Annotated in this window: 19 protein-coding genes; all 19 read left to right on the forward strand. The window is 39.1% G+C overall.

Annotated features, from left to right (window positions below; translation table 11 throughout):
• Positions 1 to 1,050, forward strand: coding sequence for a glycosyltransferase (locus tag AB5217_RS01445; protein ID WP_118418886.1), 1,050 nt, complete (start codon positions 1 to 3; stop codon positions 1,048 to 1,050).
• Positions 1,051 to 1,328: 278 nt separating this feature from the next.
• Entirely contained in the window at positions 1,329 to 1,631 is a 303-nt protein-coding gene (locus AB5217_RS24930) for a DapH/DapD/GlmU-related protein (protein ID WP_410521102.1), read from the forward strand.
• A 325-nt stretch (positions 1,632 to 1,956) separates the two neighbouring features.
• Positions 1,957 to 3,018, forward strand: a complete 1,062-nt coding sequence (locus AB5217_RS01455; protein ID WP_162612969.1) for a glycosyltransferase family 4 protein — start codon at positions 1,957 to 1,959, stop codon at positions 3,016 to 3,018.
• Positions 3,009 to 4,031 carry a CapA family protein gene (locus tag AB5217_RS01460; RefSeq protein ID WP_118418887.1) on the forward strand — a complete coding sequence of 341 codons (1,023 nt, stop codon included), beginning with the start codon at positions 3,009 to 3,011 and terminating at the stop codon, positions 4,029 to 4,031. The genes AB5217_RS01455 and AB5217_RS01460 overlap by 10 nt, the downstream gene beginning before the upstream one ends.
• 12 nt (positions 4,032 to 4,043) lie before the next feature.
• On the forward strand, positions 4,044 to 5,330 hold the full coding sequence (locus tag AB5217_RS01465) for a phenylacetate--CoA ligase family protein (protein WP_087318102.1): 1,287 nt from the start codon (positions 4,044 to 4,046) through the stop codon (positions 5,328 to 5,330).
• 18 nt (positions 5,331 to 5,348) lie between these two features.
• The gene (locus tag AB5217_RS01470) at positions 5,349 to 6,743 is read left to right on the forward strand and encodes a nucleotide sugar dehydrogenase (protein WP_118418888.1); all 1,395 of its coding nucleotides are present in this window, start codon (positions 5,349 to 5,351) and stop codon (positions 6,741 to 6,743) included.
• A complete protein-coding gene (locus AB5217_RS01475) occupies positions 6,744 to 8,606 on the forward strand; it encodes an alginate lyase family protein (RefSeq protein ID WP_234122768.1) in 1,863 nt (620 codons plus the stop codon).
• 16 nt (positions 8,607 to 8,622) lie between these two features.
• Positions 8,623 to 9,819 (forward strand): glycosyltransferase family 4 protein, encoded by a 1,197-nt coding sequence (locus AB5217_RS01480; RefSeq protein WP_118418889.1) that lies wholly within the window; start codon positions 8,623 to 8,625, stop codon positions 9,817 to 9,819.
• A 125-nt stretch (positions 9,820 to 9,944) separates the two neighbouring features.
• Positions 9,945 to 10,310, forward strand: coding sequence for a serine O-acetyltransferase (locus tag AB5217_RS01485; protein ID WP_234122770.1), 366 nt, complete (start codon positions 9,945 to 9,947; stop codon positions 10,308 to 10,310).
• A 114-nt stretch (positions 10,311 to 10,424) separates the two neighbouring features.
• Positions 10,425 to 11,831 (forward strand): undecaprenyl-phosphate glucose phosphotransferase, encoded by a 1,407-nt coding sequence (locus tag AB5217_RS01490; protein ID WP_118418891.1) that lies wholly within the window; start codon positions 10,425 to 10,427, stop codon positions 11,829 to 11,831.
• 64 nt (positions 11,832 to 11,895) lie between these two features.
• A complete protein-coding gene (locus AB5217_RS01495; protein WP_171034510.1) occupies positions 11,896 to 12,720 on the forward strand; it encodes a polysaccharide biosynthesis/export family protein in 825 nt (274 codons plus the stop codon).
• A 9-nt stretch (positions 12,721 to 12,729) separates the two neighbouring features.
• Positions 12,730 to 15,171: a GumC family protein gene (locus tag AB5217_RS01500; protein WP_138274615.1), complete on the forward strand. Its 2,442-nt coding sequence runs from the start codon at positions 12,730 to 12,732 to the stop codon at positions 15,169 to 15,171.
• 285 nt (positions 15,172 to 15,456) lie between these two features.
• A complete protein-coding gene (locus AB5217_RS01505; protein WP_118418893.1) occupies positions 15,457 to 17,031 on the forward strand; it encodes an ATP-binding protein in 1,575 nt (524 codons plus the stop codon).
• A gap of 162 nt (positions 17,032 to 17,193) precedes the next feature.
• Positions 17,194 to 17,718: an HU family DNA-binding protein gene (locus AB5217_RS01510; protein ID WP_004295818.1), complete on the forward strand. Its 525-nt coding sequence runs from the start codon at positions 17,194 to 17,196 to the stop codon at positions 17,716 to 17,718.
• Positions 17,719 to 17,786: 68 nt separating this feature from the next.
• Positions 17,787 to 17,879: a smalltalk protein gene (locus AB5217_RS01515; protein ID WP_004295819.1), complete on the forward strand. Its 93-nt coding sequence runs from the start codon at positions 17,787 to 17,789 to the stop codon at positions 17,877 to 17,879.
• A gap of 253 nt (positions 17,880 to 18,132) precedes the next feature.
• Positions 18,133 to 20,460, forward strand: a complete 2,328-nt coding sequence (locus AB5217_RS01520) for a transglycosylase domain-containing protein (RefSeq protein ID WP_368112659.1) — start codon at positions 18,133 to 18,135, stop codon at positions 20,458 to 20,460.
• A gap of 4 nt (positions 20,461 to 20,464) precedes the next feature.
• Positions 20,465 to 20,851 carry a 2-amino-4-hydroxy-6-hydroxymethyldihydropteridine diphosphokinase gene (locus AB5217_RS01525; protein WP_004318143.1) on the forward strand — a complete coding sequence of 129 codons (387 nt, stop codon included), beginning with the start codon at positions 20,465 to 20,467 and terminating at the stop codon, positions 20,849 to 20,851.
• Positions 20,852 to 21,604, forward strand: a complete 753-nt coding sequence (kdsB, locus tag AB5217_RS01530) for a 3-deoxy-manno-octulosonate cytidylyltransferase (protein ID WP_032847344.1) — start codon at positions 20,852 to 20,854, stop codon at positions 21,602 to 21,604.
• A 4-nt stretch (positions 21,605 to 21,608) separates the two neighbouring features.
• Complete coding sequence (locus AB5217_RS01535) at positions 21,609 to 22,892, forward strand: M16 family metallopeptidase (RefSeq protein WP_368112658.1); 1,284 nt, start codon at positions 21,609 to 21,611, stop codon at positions 22,890 to 22,892.
• Positions 22,893 to 22,942 lie beyond the last annotated feature (50 nt).

The raw sequence follows: 22,942 nt of genomic DNA on the forward strand, positions 1-22,942 counted from the left end.
ATGAAAATCATACATGTAATATTTTCTCTTGATTACGGTGGTGCTGAGACTATGCTTGTGGATACGATGAATGGGCAAGTGGATTTTGCTACAGTTCATCTTATGGTACTTAATAATGTGGTGAACCCGCACTTGAGAGACACCATTGATAGAAGGGTTAGAATTCATATTATGGGTAGAAATGAAGGCAGTCAGAGCCCTTTTCCAATTATGCGTTTTATATATGAATTATATATGATAGGACCGGATATAATTCATTGTCATAATGCCCAACTTACAAAGTTACTAATTTATCCTTTTGCGAAAAAATATTTTACGATGCACTCGTCTACAAAGATTGTATCATGGCCGATTAGATTATTGAAAAAGTACGATAAGCTGATTGCTATTTCAGATTTTGTTAAAAAAGATTTGAATGATGCTGGTTTTGGTAATGTTGAAACTATTTATAACAGTATTGATGTGGAGGCCATTTCTAGTAAAGCAAATTATCAATATGATAATAAAAATCAATCTTTTCAAATTGTGCAGGTAGCACGTTTAGAACATGAGATTAAAGGACAACATCTCCTTCTTAGGGCTTTGGCTTTGCTTTTAAAACAAGGACTAAATGTTGAAGTGAGTTTGATTGGCGTGGGAAATTCAAAAGTGTATTTGGAAAAGCTTTCTAATGATTTGGGGATTTCTACTCATGTTCATTTTCTTGGATTAAAAGATAGGGCTTATATTTATTCTCATTTGTGCGATTATCATTTGATGGTTCATGCTTCTTTGTGTGAAGGTTTTGGATTAACTGTTGCTGAAGGAATGGTAGCAGGTTTGCCAGTAGTTGTGTCAAAGAATGACGGACCAGCTGAAGTCATAGGCTATGGAAAATATGGGTATATGTGTGAAAAAGGAAATGTGGATAGTTTGTACAATGTAATTTGGAGAATAGTTAATAACTACGAGGCTAACAAAGAGTTTTATTTGAGGGCAAAAACATTTGCCCAAAATAGGTATTCACTAAAACAAATGATGAATAATTTATTCAAAGTATATAATGATTGATATGATAAGATCTATTTTAACTAAATTAAAGATGCGGCTACGGGGGGAGATACCTACAGAAACTTATGTGAAAAATGGTATGAGAATAGGCCGCAATTTTCATAGATTACCTAATTGTACTTTTGATATTTCTCATTGTTGGCTCATTTCTATTGGAGATAATGTAACTTGTGCTCCGGGTGTCCGTATTATAGCACACGATGCTTCTACTTGTTTGATTTTTAATAATATAACATCCGGAGGGGGCGAAAAGATTATGTAAAATATCTCCAATAACTATTGGTAATAATGTTTTTATCGGAGCTGGAAGTATAGTTCTTTGTGGAGTTCATATTGGTAATAATGTGGTTATTGGAGCAGGAGCAGTAGTGACAAAATCTATTCCTGACAATAGTGTGGCTTGCGGAAACCCTGCTACAGTAGTTGCTTCTTATGAGGGATTTGTGGAGAAACATCTGAAATATCAAAGTGAAAAGCCTTGTTTTTCTAAAGAATACACGATACATAAAGGTGTTTCTATATGGAAAAAGCAAGAGATGAGAGAGGCTCTGAATCAATACGGTTTTGGATATGTTGAATAGATAACAGAAAGTTATTTAGTCCGCCTAAACTATGTTTTTACTGTGATTTTAGATTATTATAGGAAACAATATGAGCACAGAGAATATTTTAAGGTTACCATTATTGGCTATTGTATTGTGCATGGCGGGATGAATGAATATTTAGTAGCATGGGGAAATAGAGAAAAAATAAATCGAGCAATTGAATGATTGATGAATAATGCTAAAAAGAGAATGGAGATAGGACGAATATCACAAAGTTTGTCAAAAGAATATTTGTTGATTCAAATGAAGAATATTTTTCTTTCTTATGAGATTGCTTGTTGAATATGATAAAATTAGATTTATGAAAATATTATATTTTGGTCCAATTTCAAAAAAAGGACAGGCGAGTATAGGAGGATATGAAGCTGCTAATAGAAAGAATATAGATAGTTTGTTGAAAAGGGGTGTTGAAGTAGTAGAGTTCCCTAATCCGGTTATTAATAGACATTTGGGAAACTTTGGGAAAATAGCATATATAAAGTTATTTTTTTTGCCATTGAGCCTTTGGAAGTATCGTCATGAGAAAGATGTGATATTGCATATAACTCCATTGTATGGTAATCTGTTGGTTCCGGCATTATTTACAGTGTTTGTAGCTAAGAAACTTAGTATTCCAGTATTAGTTGATATTCGTGCTGGTTCATTAATATATTATTACCAGACTAAGGGGAAGAAATATCAGCGTCAAATGAAAGAGATGTTGGATAGAGCAGACATGTTAACAGTTGAAGGTTCAGTATATATCCAACAGATAAAAAGTGTAATTGGTGTAGATAAACCTACCTATTACTTTCCTAATCTTGCTAATGTTTCCAATTTTCCAGTTATAAACAAGCCGAAGGATAAATTTAATATTCTGTATTTTGGACGATTGACAAAAGCTAAAGGGATAGATATTGTGATTAATACAATTAAAATGCTTGATGATAGGTTCAAACTGTATGTTGCAGGTGCATTTGGCAGCGATTGCAATAAAGGAATGTTAAATGATAACAAGATTGCCTATTTGGGTTTTTTGCCCCCCTCTGAACTTCAACAGATTTTGTCAGATATGCATTTCTTTATTTTTCCAACTAGGCATATTGGTGAAGGGCAGTCAAATTCTCTGATAGAAGCGATGTCTGCAGGACTAATACCAGTCGTGTCTGCACAAGGATTTAATGAAGAAGTTACCGGAAATCATGGATTTGTAATACCATTAGATGGAACTGCTGTAGATTATAAAAATGCTATTTTGAAATTAGTATCTGGTGATATTGCAAAGATGAGTGCGGCTTGTCAGAATCATATTCGTGAACATCATAATGTAGATGTGGAAATAACAAAGTTGATAACGATTTATAGGAGATTGCTATGTCAGTGATATTCTGTGGTGATTTGGTCCTTCCATATCATACAGATGTGGATTATAGCGCGATACTACCTTTGTTTAAGAATCATAGAACGATTGTCAATTTCGAAGGTTCTATTTTAAAAGACGAAAAAGAAACAACGCTTTACAGATGGAATGATAAGTTTTCGTTGTACTCTTGTCCTAAAGTGCTGAACGTGCTTAAGGATTTAAATGTTGAAGTCGTTTCACTTTGTAATAATCATATACTGGATTATCAACATGATATAAATGAAACTATCGATATACTTAAGAAGTACAACATAGAATCATGGGGTTTAAAAAATCACGATGTATGGAAGAGTAAATTAAATGGTAAGCCTTTGTTTGTGATTACGTTTGCGACATTTTCCAATGAGCACAGTTTGCCATTATTTTCTCCATTAAAAGTTATTGAAGAAATAAAAGAAATCAGACAGCAGAATAAAGATAGTTACATTGTTGTCTTTCCTCATTGGGGCATTGAGAAATTTTACTATCCAGAACCGGCTGACAGGAGTTTGGCTCATAGGATGATAGATGCGGGAGTAGACCTGATTGTAGGGCATCACCCCCATGTAATACAACCTATTGAAATATATAAAGGGAAACATATATTCTATTCTCTGGGCAATTTTATATTGCCGCAGACTTTTTATGCAGATAAGAAACTTGTGTATAGACAACAGGAAGTGAAGAATGAATTTATCGTAAAATGGGATGGAATGAATGTCAATATATATTCTCTTTATTTTGATGTGGAAAATAATGTATTGCGTCCGAATTTAGACTATGATATACAAAAGGATTATAGCTTGTTTGCTACTGAGTATGATTGGTGGACATATTGTAGGGTGTTTTGCTCGAAATCTTCTCTTTTGAATATAGCTTTTCGTACTAGATTTTTTACCAATGATTTTGGAGAACGAATTAATTGGATACAGCGGAACCTATTTCGAATAATAAGGAAAGTGATGATTAGAATGGGGATTCACAATCCCTATTAAAAATAGCAAAAAATGAGAAAATACATAAAGGAATCCTTGAAGTATCTTTTGCGTACTCGTCTATTTATTCATAAATATATGGATGAAATTGATGCTATGTATGACATGACACCAGAAGAGCTGAGAAGGAGGAACGAGAGGCGGTTCTTGGAAATATTCAGAAAAGTGTATTTTAGATCTGAATATTATCGGAGGTTATGCCTTGCAAAAGGTGTTAAGTCAGCCGACGAAATACAACATCTGGAAGATATAATAAAATTACCGATTCTTACTAAAGATATGTTGAAAGCTCATGGTAAGGAGTTACTGACTCGTTCAAAACGAGGATTGATGAAGAATCATACAAGCGGAACAACGGGAACCCCGCTCACCGTGTTTCAAGATTGGGCATCGGTATGGCGAGAACAGGCTTATTTTGTTTGTTATCGGAAACGTTGTGGGTATAACTATGGTGAACCAATGGTTTCTTTGCGTGGGAACTTGGGGAGAAGTGATATATCGCTTAAAGTACATGTGAGTAATACGCTTTTTCTTTCCAGTTATAACATAAATGAACATACGGCAATGACTTATTATCAATTGATAAAGCAACATCATGCCAAAGCGATAGAAGGATATCCAAGTTCACTTTATAATTTAGCTCTTGTCTTACATGATAAGGGATTAGAATGTCATATTCCGGTAGCATTTACTTCTTCGGAGACATTGCATGATTATCAGCGGATGTTGATTGAAAAGGTGTTCAATACTCAAATTTATGATCATTATGGTACTACGGAGCGAACGATCCGCTTAGAGGAATCTTTTGATCATGACGGATATTTTGAAGATCCCGGTTATGGTATAGAAGAATATTATGATGATTATGTGATTTCAACATCGCTTATTAATGATGTGTTTCCACTCATACGATATAAAACAACAGATTGTATTGTTCCAAAGCAAGATTGCTTTCCATTACATTCGTATGATGCAACGATAGAAAGTATTGAAGGGCGTGCTGCATCCAATATTGTTGGTAAGGATGGAACCCGTTATAGTGATGCTGCTCTTACGTTTATTTTTAAGGATGTGTCGAATGTCAGAAAGGCACAGTTTATTCAGAATGAACTTGGAAAAGTTACATTGAATATTGTGCCAGATAGGGATTTTAAACAATCGGAACAGAATATAATCCTTAGTCTGATAGATGAAAAAATGGGTTTAAGAAATATAGATGTGGATATCCAACTTATCAATGAGGCTGAGTTGAAATATACAAAACGCAATAAACTAGCTTTAGTCATTAGTAATTTATAAATCTCAATTCAAATAATCATGAACATTAGTATTTTTGGTCTCGGCTACGTAGGATGCGTAGGCGCGGCATGTTGTGCCAAGCTTGGTCACAAGGTGATTGGTGTGGACGTAAACGAGAACAAGGTCCGTCTGATGAACGAGGGTAAACCTACCATTATTGAGGAAGGCATTGCCGAATTGTGTAAGGAAGCCCACGACAAAGGATTGATGTCGGCTACAACTGTAGCTGCTGAAGCTGTTGCTCAAACAGAGGTGTCGTTTATTGTAGTGGGTACCCCTTCAAGCAAAGAAGGACATTTAAACCTAAATTATATCTATACAGTGGCTGGACGTATTGGTAAGGCTTTGAAGGAGAAGTTTGCTAGTGAAAACGCCCCTAAAAATATGCACTTGATTGCTATTCGTTCTACTGTACTTCCGGGAACAAACCAAAAGGTGGGTGAGATTATCGAACAGGAAAGTGGTTTAAAAAGGGGAGTACACTTCACTGTAGTGAGCAATCCAGAGTTTCTGCGTGAGGGGACGAGTGTGGAGGACTACTTTAACCCGCCGTTGACTTTGATTGGCACTGACTCTGAATACGCGGAGCAAGTGTTCCGTGAAATGTATAAAGATATTCACGCTGAGTTTATTTGCACTGATATAAAGGTGGCTGAGATGATGAAGTATGTCAACAATACATATCATGCTTTGAAAATTGTGTTTGGTAATGAGGTGGGTAATATCTGTAAAGGACTGGATATTGATTCACATAAGGTGATGGAGATTTTTTGCAAAGATAAACAGTTGAATATTTCTCCATATTATTTTAAACCGGGATTTGCGTATGGTGGCTCTTGTCTGCCGAAGGATATGAAGGCGTTGAAGACACTAGCGCATGATTTGTATGTGGATGTGCCTGTTATTAACAGTATTTTCCAAAGCAACGAGATACAGAAGCGCAATGCTGTGCAGACGATTATGAGCAAAGGACACCGTAATATTGGTATCTTGGGACTGAGTTTCAAGGCGGGCACCGATGATTTGCGATGCTCTCCTATCGTGGATGTGGTGGAGAACTTACTGGGGAAGGGGTTCAATATCCGTATTTACGATCGTAATGTAAAAGTGAGTGAATTGACTGGTACAAACAAGGACTTTATTATGGCAAAAATTCCGCATTTGCAGCATTTTGTAACAGATGACTTGGATGTTGTGTGCAGAAACAGTGATGTATTGGTAGTCACTAATAAAGAGAAGGATTTTGCAGATGTGTTGAAAAATTATCCGCATAAGATTATAATTGACTTGGTACGCCAATGGAAAGAGGTGGATTACAATGGTCAATATGAAGGTCTTTCTTGGGGTAATATTAATACTAATGAGGGACAGAATATGGAGTATGTGGAGGATTTTAAACAGACTGAGTTTTAAATGAGCAAATGGGCTTGGTATGTGAATCGCCTGAAAGCTATGAACCTGCAGGAGGTAATCTGGAGGTTGGAGCAGAAAAAGATTCAAATGAAAGAGAAAAGAAGATTTAGTGGTTGTAAGGTGGCTGTGTCTTCTTTTCGCTTCAACAAGGCGCTGGAAAAATTGAGGTTTGACTGTGATGCACTGGGGATTTACTTTGGTAATCGTAATTATAGTGTGAATACTTCCATTCATCTGCTCGGTGGGTATGATTATAACTATTATAAGAAGGATTGGGCCGCCGGTTTTCAAACGAAGAATTGCTGGGATGGCGAGTTTAGCTACTATCTGAACTATAAGCAACGAGATGATATTGGAGATGCACGTACCAATTGGGAACTGAACCGGCATTTTCAGTTTGCTTTGTTAGCAAAAGGCTATTTTGTGAGTGGTGATCGGCAGTATGCCGACTCGTTAGAGGAATTGTTTATCGATTGGAATGAGAAGAATAGTTTTTTACATGGTATTTCATGGACAAGCGCTATGGAGATTGCTATTCGCTGTATTCAGTGGACTATTGCTCTTAGTTTTCTTCAAAAAAAAGGTGATATTCTATATGGAGAATTGATGGAGAATATGGAGACGGGTATTGTAAACATGACGGATTATCTTTGCAATCACTACTCACGCTTTTCATCGGCTAATAATCATTTGTTAGTAGAAGCAGCTGCTATTGCTCTGTCAGGGTTTGTTTTTCATCATCAGGCGTGGCAGAAATTAGCTGTTGGCATACTGTCTGAGGAATTGCCAAAGCAAAATTATAAGGATGGCGTAAATAAGGAATTGTCTCTGCATTACCAGACATTTGGCATGGAGGCTTACGGTATCGTAGGGTGTTGTATGTTACATAATGGCGTATGTCTGCCTGATGGATGGAAAAAATGGTTAGGGAGGATGTGTGAGTTTGTAAGTCACTGTTGTTGGTGTGAACAGGCAGTATGTGAATTTGGAGATAATGATGAGGGGAAGATTGTGGACTTGGTTGGAGGACATACCGATCATTATAATTATGTGTTACAGTTGCTTTCATTAGTATTAGGGATGCGCTATCATAGTTTTGAAAAGGTGACCGAAAATGTAGGTTGGTGGTTTAGTTCTGAGTCGATTGACCGGATAAAATCTTTGCCTATATATGACAATTCTCGAAGCCGTTGCTTTAGTGAAGGTGGTAACTCTTTTTTGAGAAGTAGCGATGGAAGTATATTGATAGGTATCGACCATGCGGCACTGGGATTTGGCACTATTGCCGCTCATGGACATGCGGATGCACTGAGTTTTCAGATACTGAAAGACGGAAAAAGAATTTTCATCGATCCAGGTACTTATATCTACCATTGTCAGATAGAGGAAAGAAATATTTTCCGTCGGACTGATCACCACAATACGGTGATGATCAATGGGGAAGAGCAATCGCAGGTTTTGGGGGCTTTTCTTTGGGGTAAGAAGGCGGAAACGAAACTGTTGTCGTATTCGTTCCAAGAAGATGTAGACGAACTTACGGCTAGTGTCACAGGGTTGTGTAGAGTGGTGCACACGCGTACATTTCGTTTTGGACGATCTGAGGGGGTACTACTGATTAACGACCGTTTCGATAAAGATTGTGATTGGACGGCATCTTTCGTGATAGCAAGGGATTATGAACTATCGGTGTCAGAACGTAGGGTAACATGTGATGCATTTACATTGGAGTCGTGTGAAGGAGAAATACGAATAGAGGATATTTTTGTATCGGAGCAATATGGTATAAAAGAGAAATCCAAAGTAATCAGGATCAGAAGTCACTCGAAAAGTAACGATATCAAAATTAGTATCAATTTATTATAGAACATCATTATATCTTATGGATAGAAAAATTTTGATTGTCGTAGAGAACCTACCGGTTCCCTTCGATACACGTGTATGGCAGGAAGCTACTACACTGGCTGCAAACGGATACACTGTATCGGTGATTTGTCCTATTGGCAAAGGCTATGACAAAGAATATGAATTTTTACAAGGAGTACATGTTTATCGCCACAAATTGCCGAAAGATGGCAATGGGGCTTTGGGATATGCACGAGAATATGGGACTGCTCTGTGGCATGAATATCGTTTGGCTAGGAAGTGTTACAAAGAGGTTGGGTTTGATTGCATTCATGGCTGTAACCCGCCTGATGATATTTGGATGATTGCTCGTCTGTTTAAGAAAAAGGGAGTGGACTATATTTTCGATCATCACGACATTTGCCCAGAATTATATGAAGCAAAATTTGGAAAGACTACAGGTATGTTCTATAAAAGTCAGCTATGGCTGGAACGCCAGACTTACAAACATTGCAAATTTGCTTTTGTTACCAATGAAAGCTATAAGAAAATAGCCATTGAACGTGGGGGGATGAAAGCGGAAGATGTATTTGTTTTGCGTAGTGGTCCGAAACTGGAGCGGTTGAAGATACAAGAACCGAAATCAGAAATAAAACGTGGAAAGAAATTCATGGTGGGTTATCTGGGTGTGATTGGACAGCAGGAAGGCATTGAGTATTTACTGAAAGCTGCAAAATATATCAAAGAGTTACCAGGACGTAACGATGTGTTTTGGGGGATTGTTGGGGGCGGTCCCGACTTGGAACGTATGAAAAAGCTTTGTCATGAAATGGGACTCGATGATATTGTCGAATTTACAGGTCGCGTACCGGATCAGAAATTACTTGACTATCTGAATACTGCTGATGTGTGTGTTAACTGCGACGAGTACAATGCCATGAATGACAAGAGTACCATGAATAAGGTGCTTGAATATATGGCATTGGGTAAACCTTTAGTGCAGTTTGATCTGACTGAAGGTCGATATTCTGCACAAAATGCTTCACTTTATGCCGAGCACAACGATGCGAATGATATGGCAAGGAAAATTCTAGAATTGCTTGATAATCCAGAAAAACGTAAATGGATGGGTGAGTATGGGCGTAATCGTGTAATCAACGAATTGGGATGGGAACATACTAGTAAAGCTTTGCTTGAAGGATATGACAGATACTTTAGAAGTAGGGGGAAATAGAGATGATAAATGCGATAAGATTATATAGGATTGCCCGTTGGCTGTATTTGCATCATATTCCTTTTTTACCAAAATTATTGCAGCTTATCACTTTTCTAATGTATAACTGTTCTGTTAGTTATAAAATGTCAATTGGGAGAGGGAGCTTTTTCAACCATGCTGGCATAGGGGTACTGATAAATCTCAAAGTTGTCATTGGTAAGAACTGTAAAATAGGTAACAATGTGTCGATTGTGGGGCAAGGTCCTTATAAGGAATGTCCTAGGATAGGTAATAATGTCTATATAGGTTCGGGTGTCGTGATACAAGGTCCCGTAATCATAGAAGATAACGTAATTGTTGCTCCTAATGCGGTGGTGAATAAGAGCGTGCATACTAATATGATAGTAGGTGGCATTCCTGCAAAGATTATTGGCGATGTGACAAAATTGGATTATGATATTTTTGCAAATGAATCGTGGAAAGAGGGGCACAAGCCATTTTTGACATGATAATATTTGCCTATTGTAAGCATTTGATTTGAATATCTTAAAACCCTAAGTTTTGCTATTGTAATTTGAGACGATAGTATTATGGCTAATTTACATCAATCATAGGAAACATTTATGCAAGAAGTCCAACGTTTCAACAAAGTCCTAAAATCTTTGGTCCTTTTGGGGGATCTTATTTTGCTGAACCTGCTTTTATGGGGATTTAATTTGTTTCTGGGTACCCGTTTCTGGTGTATTCATTGTGGTTCTATCTTTCAGGGTATGACTCTTATCACTCTGTGCTATTTACTTTGTAACATGCATTCGGGTGTTATTCTTCACCGTCCTGTGGTCCGTCCTGAACAGATCATGATTCGTGTTTTACGTAACATGGTTCCTTTTGTCTTTTTATCGGTTTGTACGTTGCTTGTTTTTCATTTTCATTTTTCTCATTCCCGCTATTTCGGACTGTTTTATGTTGCACTGATAATTGTCATTATTAGCTACCGCTTAATTTCCCGTCACTTACTGGAGATTTATCGAAAAAAGGGCGGAAATGTCCGCAAGGTAGTATTGGTTGGGAGCCATGAGAATATGCAGGAACTTTATCATGCGATGACGGATGATCCTACGTCCGGTTATCGTATACTGGGTTATTTCGAGGATTTTCCTTCGGACCGGTATCCACAGGATGTTCCATATTTGGGACAACCTAGTGACGTAAATCTTTTTTTAGAAAAACATGTAGGAGAGATCAGCCAGCTTTATTGCAGCCTTCCTTCTGTGCGCAGTGCGGAGATTGTTCCCATCATTAATTACTGTGAGAACCATCTGGTTCGTTTTTTTAGCGTTCCTAATGTCCGTAATTATTTGAAACGTAGGATGCATTTTGAATTATTGGGTAATGTTCCTGTACTTTCCATTCGTTGTGAACCATTGGAGTCATTGGAGAACCGTATTATCAAGCGTGCCTTTGATATCGTTTGTTCAGGGCTGTTTCTTTGTACGGTATTCCCGTTCGTTTATATATTTTTTGGAATTGCGATCAAGCTAAGTTCTCCCGGCCCTGTCTTTTTCAAACAGAAACGCAGTGGTGAGGATGGTCGTGAATTCTGGTGTTACAAGTTTCGTTCGATGAAGGTTAATGCGCAGTGTGATACCCTTCAGGCCACGGAAAACGATCCTCGTAAAACACGTATCGGAGAGATTATGAGGAAGACTAGTGTGGACGAATTGCCGCAATTCATCAATGTGTTGAAGGGTGATATGTCCATTGTAGGTCCCCGTCCACACATGTTGAAGCATACGGAGGAATATTCCAATCTGATAAATAAGTTTATGGTTCGTCACTTCGTTAAACCTGGAATAACTGGCTGGGCCCAGGTGACGGGCTTTCGCGGTGAGACGAAAGAGCTCTGGCAGATGGAGGGACGTGTACAACGTGATATTTGGTATATAGAGCATTGGACTTTTTTATTGGACTTATATATTATGTATAAGACGGTGTATAATGCCATACATGGAGAAAAAGAAGCATATTAATAAAATTAATATTTGAAAATAAAAAAATGAGAATAAAAAAATAGGAATTAAAGGGCGTTTAATTATGAATTTAAAAATTATGATGAGAAGACTTAACAACAGAAATTTATGGCTGATGCTGCTATCATTCTTACTGGTCGCCTGTCAGTCTTATAAAAAAGTACCTTATTTCCAGGATGTGGAAGTGGTGAATGAAGTAGAACAGCAGGAGAAGCTTTATGATGCCAGGATTATGCCGAAGGATTTGTTGACCATTGTGGTGTCATGTACTAATCCTGAACTAGCGATCCCCTTTAACTTAACAGTGGCTAGTAGTGCCAGTCTGGCTGCAAGCGGTTCGTCTTATGTAACTACGCAACCTGTATTACAGCCTTATTTGGTTGATAATGACGGAAACATAAATTTTCCGGTTTTAGGAGAATTGAAGTTAGGAGGCTTAACGAAAAGGGAAGCGGAACAGCTGATTATAGATAAATTGAAGCCTTATATGAAGGAGACTCCCATTGTAACGGTCCGTATGGTAAATTATAAAATATCTGTTATCGGCGAAGTTACCCGTCCCGGTACTTTCACTATCTCTAATGAGAAAGTGAATCTGTTGGAGGCATTGGCCATGGCTGGTGATATGACAGTCTACGGTCTTCGTGATAATGTAAAGTTGATTCGTGAGGACGCAAACGGTAAACAGCAAATTGTAACCTTGGATTTGAATAAGGCCGAAACCATTCTTTCACCTTACTATTGGTTACAGCAGAATGATATTGTCTATGTGACTCCCAATAAAGCAAAGGCTCGAAATTCGGATGTGGGCAACAGTACCAGTCTTTGGTTCTCCGCTACCTCTATCCTGGTATCCATTGTCAGCCTATTAGTAAATATTTTAAAATAATGATTTGCAATGAAAGAAACAGATTTCAACGAAGCACAAGAATCTAAGGAAGAAAATATAGACGTCAAGGAACTACTGTTTAAGTATTTGATCCACTGGCCTTGGTTTGTGGGGGCGGTTGTGGTGTGTTTGATTGCGGCATGGGTCTATCTTTATACATCCACTCCCGTATATAATATTTCCGCTACGGTTTTAATAAAGGATGATAAAAAAGGTGGTAGTGCCGGAATGCTTTCCGGGTTGGAGAGTCTGGGATTGGATGGTATGGTCTCTTCTTCGCAGAATATTGATAACGAGATTGAAGTTCTCCGTTCCAAGACTATCGTCAAAGAGGTGGTTGAAGATTTGGGACTCTATATTTCCTATACGGATGAAGATGAATTCCCTTCCAGAAACATGTATAAGACTTCACCTGTACAAGTAAGCCTGACTCCACAGGAGGCTGACTTGTTGGAGGAACCGATGATAGTGGAGATGACATTGCAACCACAGGGAAGTATGGATGTGACTGTGAAGATTGACGATGATGAATATCAGAAACATTTTGAGAAATTGCCAGCGGTTTTTCCTACTGACAAAGGGACATTGGCTTTCTTTCTGACACCGGATTCTATTTCGTCTTCTAAAAGAATATTGGAAGAAACTACAGCTTCGGAAAAGACTACACGTAATATAACAGCCACAATTAATAAGCCTTTGGCTGTAGCGAAAGCGTATTGCAAGAATATGACTATTGAGCCTACTTCCAAAACCACTTCTGTGGCTGTCATATCATTGAAAAATTCAAATGTACAGCGAGGAAAGGATTTTATCAATAAGTTATTGGAGATGTATAATATCAATACGAATAATGATAAGAATGAAGTGGCACAAAAAACAGCAGAATTTATCAATGAACGTATTAGCATAATCTCCAAAGAACTGGGTAGTACAGAAAAGGACCTGGAAAGTTTTAAACGTGGGGCAGGTATTACGGATTTGACTAGTGATGCACAGATTGCGTTGACCGGTAGTGCTGAATATGAAAAGAAGCGTGTGGAGAATCAAACCCAGATTAATTTGCTGCAGGATTTGCAGAAATATATGCAAAATGAAGGTTATGAGGTTCTACCTAGTAATATCGGATTGCAGGATTTGAATCTTGCAGCTGCTATCAACCGTTATAATGAGGTGCTTGTTGAGAGGAAACGTTTATTACGTACATCAACAGAGAATAATCCTACCATTATAAATCTGGATACCAGCATTAGTGCAATGAAAGAGAATGTACAAGTCTCTTTAGACAGAGTGTTGCGTGGATTATTTATCACGAAGGCGGATTTGGATCGTGAGGCGAACCGTTATTCCCGTCGCATTAGTGAGGCACCTGGTCAGGAGCGTGAGTTTGTGAGTATTGCTCGCCAACAGGAGATAAAGGCCGGACTTTATTTGATGTTGCTTCAGAAGCGTGAGGAGAATGCTATAACTCTGGCTGCTACAGCCAACAATGCAAAGATTATAGATGACGCGATAGCAGATGATGCTCCTGTATCTCCTAAACGTAAAATGATTTACCTGATTGCTTTAGTGTTAGGAGTTGGAATTCCGGTAGGGGTTATTTATTTGCTCGAATTAACCAAGTTTAAAATTGAAGGTCGTTCTGATGTAGAAAAGCTCACAAGTTTGCCTATTGTCGGTGATATCCCATTAACTGATGAAAAACAAGGAGCTATTGCTGTATTTGAGAATCAAAATAACCTGATGAGTGAAACCTTCCGTAATATCCGAACAAATCTTCAGTTTATGCTTGAAAATGACAAGAAGGTGATTCTGGTTACTTCTACGGTTAGTGGTGAGGGCAAATCTTTCATTTCTGCTAATCTTGCTATTAGTCTTTCTTTATTAGGGAAGAAAGTAGTAATCGTTGGTCTTGATATTCGTAAACCGGGCTTGAATAAGGTATTTAATATTCCAAGAAAAGAAGTTGGTATAACTCAATATTTGGCTAATCCGGAAAAGAACTTGATGGATTTAGTACAGCTTTCCGATGTCAGTAAAAATCTGTATATTCTTCCCGGTGGAACAGTTCCTCCTAATCCTACCGAATTATTGGCTCGTGATGGACTGGATAAAGCGATTGAAACTCTTAAGAAAAATTTTGATTATGTGATTCTGGATACAGCTCCTGTTGGTATGGTAACTGATACCTTATTGATAGGGCGTGTGGCTGATTTATCTGTTTATGTCTGCCGTGCAGACTATACTCATAAAAATGAGTATACTTTGATCAACGAACTTGCTGAAAAAGATAAATTACCTAGCCTGTGTACTGTAATCAATGGTTTGGATCTGAAGAAAAGAAAGTACGGTTATTATTACGGTTATGGCAAATATGGCAAGTATTATGGCTATGGTAAGCGATATGGCTACGGTTATGGATATGGAGAACAATCTCACGCCAAGGAAGACTAAAGCCATTAATGACCGATATTTTTTAAGTTAATAATGTCATAGAGTACTTTTAATACTTTACACAAAAGTGAGATGGAACATGTAGGTCCCTAACTTCATGCTACACACATGAAGACCCCTACATTTTGTGGTCAGGAAATACACAGCGGTGTATTCCTGATCAACGCCCTCATGTCGGTGTAAATCCGATGTGATTTCTATTATATCAACCGTCTGTGAAGATAGTTGATATTTTTTTTGTAAAGCAATGACTGATGGATATTTTTTAGTAGCTTTGTGAAAAATATGATTGATATGGAAGATTTGCAAAGACTATATCCTATCGGGATACAGACATTCTCGAAGATACGGGAGGGGAATTACCTCTATATTGATAAAACGGAATATGTTTACCGGATGACTCATTCGGCTTCCAGCTATATGTTTTTGAGCCGTCCACGACGTTTTGGGAAATCATTACTTACTTCCACGCTGCATAGCTATTTTTCCGGTCGTAAGGAACTGTTTCATGGATTGGCTATGGAGAAACTGGAGAAGGAGTGGACGGAATATCCGGTACTTCACTTCGATATGAGTACCGCCAAACATGCGGATAGTGAACAGTTGCTCCAAGAATTGAATCTGAAACTATATGGTTATGAACAGATTTATGGACGGTTGGAGGAGGAGGTTAATCCCAATCAGCGTTTGATGGGACTGATAAAACGTGCCTATGAGCAGACCGGAAAGAAAGTGGTTGTGCTTATTGATGAATATGATGCTCCTCTGCTGGATGTGGTGCACGAACGGGAAAATCTGGATGTATTGCGTAACATCATGCGTAACTTCTACAGTCCGTTAAAAGCTTGTGATCCTTATTTGCGTTATGTATTTCTGACTGGTATTACTAAATTCTCACAACTAAGTATTTTTAGTGAGTTGAATAATATAAAGAATATTAGTATGGATGAGCCATACGCTGCTATCTGTGGAATTAGTGAAGATGAGATACGTTTGCAAATGAAGGATGATTTGGGAGGATTGGCAAAGAAATTGGAGATAACACCTGAAGAGGCTTTGATGAAATTGAAAGAAAATTATGATGGTTATCATTTTACATCTCCTTCGCCCGATATATATAATCCTTTCAGTTTGCTAAATGCTTTTGCTGATGGAAAATTTGGATCTTATTGGTTTGGTAGCGGTACTCCTACATATCTGGTTAAGATGTTGGATAAATTCGGTGTGAAACCTTCCGAAATTGGACGTAGACAGCTGAAATCTTCAGTTTTCGATGCTCCTACTGAAACGATGACTGATGCAGTACCTTTATTGTACCAAAGTGGGTATATCACTATTAAGGATTATAATAAGATGCTAGACCTTTATACGCTGGATATTCCCAATAAAGAAGTAAGGCTGGGACTTATGGAGAGCCTTCTTCCTTATTATGTAAATAACAAGACACCTGAAGCAACTACCATGGTAGCTTATCTTTTTTATGATATTCAGAATGGTGATATGGATGCTGCTTTACACCGTTTGCAGGAATTTCTGTCTACGATTCCTTACTGCGACAATACAAGGTTCGAAGGACACTATCAGCAGGTCTTTTATATCATATTCAGTTTGTTGGGATATTACGTGGATGTGGAGGTTCGTACTCCTCGTGGACGGGTAGATATAGTACTTCGTACGAAGACTACATTGTATGTGATGGAACTGAAATTGGATAAAAGTGCGGGTGAAGCGATGGAGCAAATTGATTTGAAGAATTATCCGGAACGCTTTGCTTTATGTGGATTGCCTGTCGTAAAGGTGGCTGTCTGTTTTGATAGCGAACGGTGTACGATTGGGGACTGGGAGATTATAGGATGCTGATTATGTTGTTGATTTATAGTTTATTATATACTTAGGTAAATGAAAATAGCTCCGCAAGGAGCTTTTTTCTTTTCTATCCGGAATAAAAGTTTCACCTTTGCATTGTTGATCAACAAAAGGTGAATAAATAAACTTGAATTTAAATCTTTAAAAAAACGTAGTATGAGTGTAATTTACAAAGTCATTACGCGGCCAACAGATCCGCGTGTTCCCAATTCTCCTAAGAGATATTATCCGCATCTGATCACTTTAGGTCAGTCCGTCAACCTGAAATATATTGCACAGAAAATGCAGGATCGTTCTTCGCTGTCTATCGGTGACATCAAGAGTGTAATCCAGAATTTTGTGGAAAAAATGAAGGAGCAGTTGTTGGAAGGTAAGTCTGTGAATATCGAAGGTTTGGGTGTGTTTATGTTGACTGCCCGTTCGAAAGGTGCGGAGTTGGCGAAGGATATTAATGCTAAGAGTGTGGATAGTGTTCGTATCTTTTTCCAAGCCAATAAAGAGTTGCGTGTCACCAAAACTGCTACCCGTGCAGATGAGAAGTTAGATCTGATCAGTCTGGATGAATATCTGAAGAAAATTAGCGTTACTGTATCTCCGGAAGATCCCGAGAAACCGGATGAAGGCGAAGGTGGCGGAGATGAAGGTGGCGGTAGCGGAGAGGCACCGGATCCCGCAGCTTAATGTCTTGTTGATTAATAGCTGACGGTTAGAGTGTTCATTTAGTGTTTAATTTAAAAAGAGAAATGTCTATGAAAAAAACGTGGAGTATTATTTTGAAAGTGATTATTGCTGTTGCCGGTGCGATTGCCGGAGTGGTAGGTGTGCAGGCAGCAACCTTGTAATTGATTATCTTATAAATAGGTATATTTATGAATGAATAACAGGCGGGATTTTTCCCGCCTGTTTGTGTTTAGATATAATAAGAGGGTTGCTTTCTTGAAAAATGCTCTTTTTTGTTTTGTTTCATGCTATTTGTTAGGAGTATCGCTATATATTTTAACAAAATAGAAATTATAATCAAACTCGTTGGCTGAATAGCGGATTTTATCTACCTTTGCATCTTAATTAAATGCGTCATTTTAAGCGAGAAAAAACATGATTCGAAAAATAATAAAAGCTCTTTGGATATTCTTGGCAGTCATAGTATTGGCTATTGTTATAGTCTTTGTCTCCATTTCAAAGGGTTGGATTGGCTATATGCCTCCTGTAGAGGAACTCGAGAACCCGAGCTATAAATTTGCAACAGAGATTTTTTCTGAAGATGAGAAAGTGCTTGGTACATGGTCTTACAGCAAGGAAAACCGGGTGTACACGGCTTACAAGGATTTGTCACCCAGTATTATCAATGCTCTTATTGCAACGGAAGATGTTCGTTTTGTCGAGCATTCGGGTATTGATGCCAAAGCGTTGTTCCGTGCGTTTGTGAAACGTGGTTTGATGTTTCAGAAAAATGCAGGTGGGGGTAGTACCTTGTCACAACAGCTAGCTAAACAGTTGTTTACAGAAAATGTGGCGAGAAATACACTTCAACGTCTTTTCCAAAAACCGATTGAATGGGTGATTGCGGTGAAACTTGAACGTTACTACACCAAAGAGGAAATATTGAGTATGTATCTCAATAAATTTGATTTTCTGAATAATGCTGTTGGTATCAAAACTGCTGCATATACCTATTTTGGCTGTGAACCGAAGGACTTGAAGATTGAAGAAGCAGCTACATTGGTGGGTATGTGTAAGAATCCGTCACTTTACAATCCGGTTCGTTTCAACGAACGTTCCCGTGGCCGTCGTAATGTGGTGCTCGAGCAGATGCGTAAAGCCGGATATATCACAGATGCAGAATGTGATTCTTTGCAGGCTCTTCCGTTGAAACTGACTTACAATCGTGTTGACCATAAAGAGGGGCTGGCTACTTATTTCCGTGAATATCTCCGCGGTGTCATGACAGCACCGAAACCGGTAAGAAGTGATTATCGTGGTTGGCAAATGCAGAAATTCTATGAGGATTCTATCGCTTGGGAAACTAACCCGTTATATGGCTGGTGTGCGAAAAACAAGAAGAAAGACGGTACAAATTATAACATCTATACAGATGGATTGAAGATTTATACAACTATCAATTCACGTATGCAGCAGTATGCCGAAGATGCTGTAAAAGAGCATTTGGGTGATTATCTGCAACCTATATTCTTCAAAGAAAAAGAGGGAAGTAAGAATGCTCCGTATGCACGATCACTACCGGAAAAACGAGTGGAAGAGTTGTTGACGAAAGCAATGAAACAAACGGAACGTTATCGCCTCATGAAAGAGGCGGGAGCTTCGGAACAACAGATTCGTAAGGCGTTCGATACACCGGAAGAAATGACTGTCTTTTCCTGGAAGGGTGATAAAGATACGATTATGACACCGATGGATTCCATCCGCTACTACAAATCTTTCTTGCGGACGGGATTTATGTCAATGGATCCGGCAAACGGACACGTGAAGGCTTATGTGGGCGGACCGAATTATGTATATTTCCAGTATGATATGGTGATGGTAGGACGTCGTCAGGTAGGTTCTACTATTAAGCCGTATTTATATACATTGGCAATGGAGAACGGATTTTCTCCTTGCGATCAGGCACGCCACGTAGAGCAAACTTTGATTGATGAGAATGGAACTCCCTGGACACCACGTAATGCAAATGATAAGCGTTATGGAGAAATGGTAACTCTGAAATGGGGATTGGCAAACTCCGATAACTGGATTTCTGCATATCTGATGGGTAAGCTGAATCCGTATGATTTGGTACGCCTGATTCATAGTTTCGGTGTACGTAATAAAGCAATTGATCCGGTGGTTTCACTTTGTCTGGGACCTTGTGAAATTTCTGTCGGTGAAATGGTCAGCGCATACACAGCTTTTGCCAATAAAGGAATCCGGGTGGCTCCATTGTTCGTTACCCGTATTGAGGATAGTGATGGCAATGTCATTTCTACTTTTGCACCGCAAATGGAAGAAGTAATAAGCGCGTCGAGCACTTACAAAATGCTGGTTATGCTGCGTGCCGTTATTAATGAAGGAACGGGTGGACGTGTTCGTCGATATGGAATTACCGCCGATATGGGTGGAAAAACAGGAACGACCAATGATAACTCCGATGCCTGGTTTATGGGATTCACTCCTTCACTGGTATCCGGTTGTTGGGTAGGAGGGGACGAACGTGATATTCACTTCGGTAGAATGACCTATGGACAGGGTGCTGCTGCAGCTTTGCCTATCTGGGCAATGTATATGAAGAAAGTGTATGACGATCCGACCTTGGGATATGACCAGCAGGAGAGATTCAAACTCCCTGAAGGGTTTGACCCGTGTGCCGGTTCGGAAACTCCTGATGGCGAAGTGATAGAAGAAGGGGGATTGGACGATCTTTTCAATTAAAGAAGTGCACAAGTATATTGTTTGTATAGGGAGTAATTACAACAGGAAAGAGAACTTGACTTTTGCCAGGCAGAAGTTGACTGAATCGTTCTCTTCTATATGTTTTGCTCCCGAACTGGAAACTAAACCTTTGTTTTTTAAGAATCCGGCTCTGTTTTCCAACCAAGTGGTTCTGTTCTATTCCGATAAGGATGAAGAGACGGTGAGGAAAATGCTGAAAGATATAGAACAGAGGTCCGGACGTCGTTCGGAGGATAAGAAAGAGGAAAAAGTATGTCTGGATATTGACATGCTTTTATATGATAACAAAATATTAAAACCGGAGGATTGGCAAAGGGGATATATACAACAGTCATTATCTGCTTTCCATTCTTCATTATTTATTAAGTAGATGAAATTTCTTGGAATTATACCTGCCCGTTATGCATCCACTCGTTTTCCTGCGAAACCGTTGGCTGTGTTGGGCGGAAAAACAGTCATACAACGCGTATACGAACAAGTGGCAGGCGTTTTGGATGACGCTTATGTAGCTACGGATGATGAACGCATTGAAGCTGCTGTTAAGGCGTTCGGGGGAAAGGTTGTGATGACTTCCGTTCACCACAAAAGTGGTACGGATCGTTGTTATGAAGCCTGTACCAAGATTGGAGGTGATTTTGACGTCGTAGTGAATATACAAGGAGATGAACCTTTTATTCAGCCTTCACAACTGGATGCGGTAAAGGCTTGTTTCGATGATGCAACCACGCAGATTGCTACGTTGGTGAAGCCTTTTACTGCTGATGAACCGTTTGCCGTACTGGAAAACGTGAATTCACCGAAAGTGGTAGTCAACAAGAACTGGAATGCACTTTATTTTAGCCGTTCTATCATTCCTTATCAGCGGAATGCCGAGAAACAGGACTGGTTGAAGGGACATACCTACTACAAGCACATCGGATTGTATGCTTATCGTACAGAGGTGCTGAAAGAGATTACCATGCTTCCACAGTCTTCTTTGGAGTTGGCCGAATCTTTGGAGCAGCTTCGCTGGCTGGAGAACGGATACAAAATAAAGGTCGGCATCAGTGAGGTGGAAACTATTGGAATTGATACCCCGCAAGACTTGGAACGGGCAGAAGAATTTTTGAAGAATAGAATCTAATCTTATGGATCGTACGATACAACCTGAAATACAAACCCTGAAAAATTTTCGTATACTTCCTCCCGTTCGAATGACGTTGCCAAACGGTATTCCGTTGACTATTATTAATGCGGGTGAACAGGAAGTGGTACGCATAGATGTGCTTTTTGCCGGGGGACGCTGGCAACAGTCGCAGAAACTGCAAGCTCTGTTTACGAACCGGATGCTGCGCGAAGGCACGAAAAAATATACGGCTGCCACCATTGCCGAGAAACTGGATTACTACGGCTCATGGCTCGAATTGTCCAGCTCGTCGAAATATGCATATATCACTGTTTATTCGTTGAATAAATATTTGGCGAAAACATTGGAGGTGGTGGAATCCATGATTAAAGAACCGCTTTTCCCGGAAAAGGAATTGCATACCATTCTCGATACCAATATCCAACAATACCAGGTCAATACTTCCAAAGTTGATTTTCTGGCACACCGCAGTCTGTTGCAGTCGCTTTACGGTGAACAGCATCCATGTGGTAAAATAGTGGTGGAGGAGGATTATCATGCCATCACTCCGGAAGTGCTCCGTGAATTTTATGAACGGTATTATCATTCGGGTAATTGCTCTATCTTTTTGTCCGGTAAGGTGACGGAGGATATTATCAGCCGGGTGACAGATACATTCGGCACTTCTTTCGGCCAGCATCAGCAGCAGGTGTTGAGATTAAGTTTTCCTTTTACTGCTGTTCCCGGAAAGAGAATTTTTACAGAGCGTGAAGACGCCATGCAGAGTGCTGTGAAGATGGGATATACGACCATTACTCGTAATCATCCTGATTATTTGAAACTTCGGGTATTGATGACTTTATTCGGAGGTTATTTCGGCAGTCGGCTGATGTCTAATATTCGTGAAGAGAAGGGATATACTTATGGTATTTCGGCAGGAATCATGTTTTATCCGGATAGCGGACTATTGGCTATCTCGACAGAAACGGATAATGAATATGTGGAACCGTTGATACAGGAAGTGTATCATGAAATAGACCGCCTGCATCAGGAACCTGTGTCAGCCGAAGAATTGACTATTGTACGCAACTATATGTTGGGAGAAATGTGCCGTAGTTATGAGTCGCCTTTCTCACTTTCGGATGCGTGGATCTTCATAGCTACTTCCGGTCTGGATGATGACTACTTTTCACGTTCTCTGCTGGCTGTGAATGAGGTTACTCCGATGGAAATACAGGATTTGGCACAGCGCTATTTGTGCAAAGAGACATTAAAAGAGGTCATTGCAGGTAAAAAGTTGTCATAAATTGCTTTCCGAAAGTGGGCTGTTTGGGATAGAAATTGTATCTTTGTCCA

Source organism: Bacteroides sp. MSSM.1001136sp1_RTP21357st2_D2_RTP21359_211015, assembly GCF_040913205.1.
GTDB lineage: Bacteria > Bacteroidota > Bacteroidia > Bacteroidales > Bacteroidaceae > Bacteroides > Bacteroides ovatus.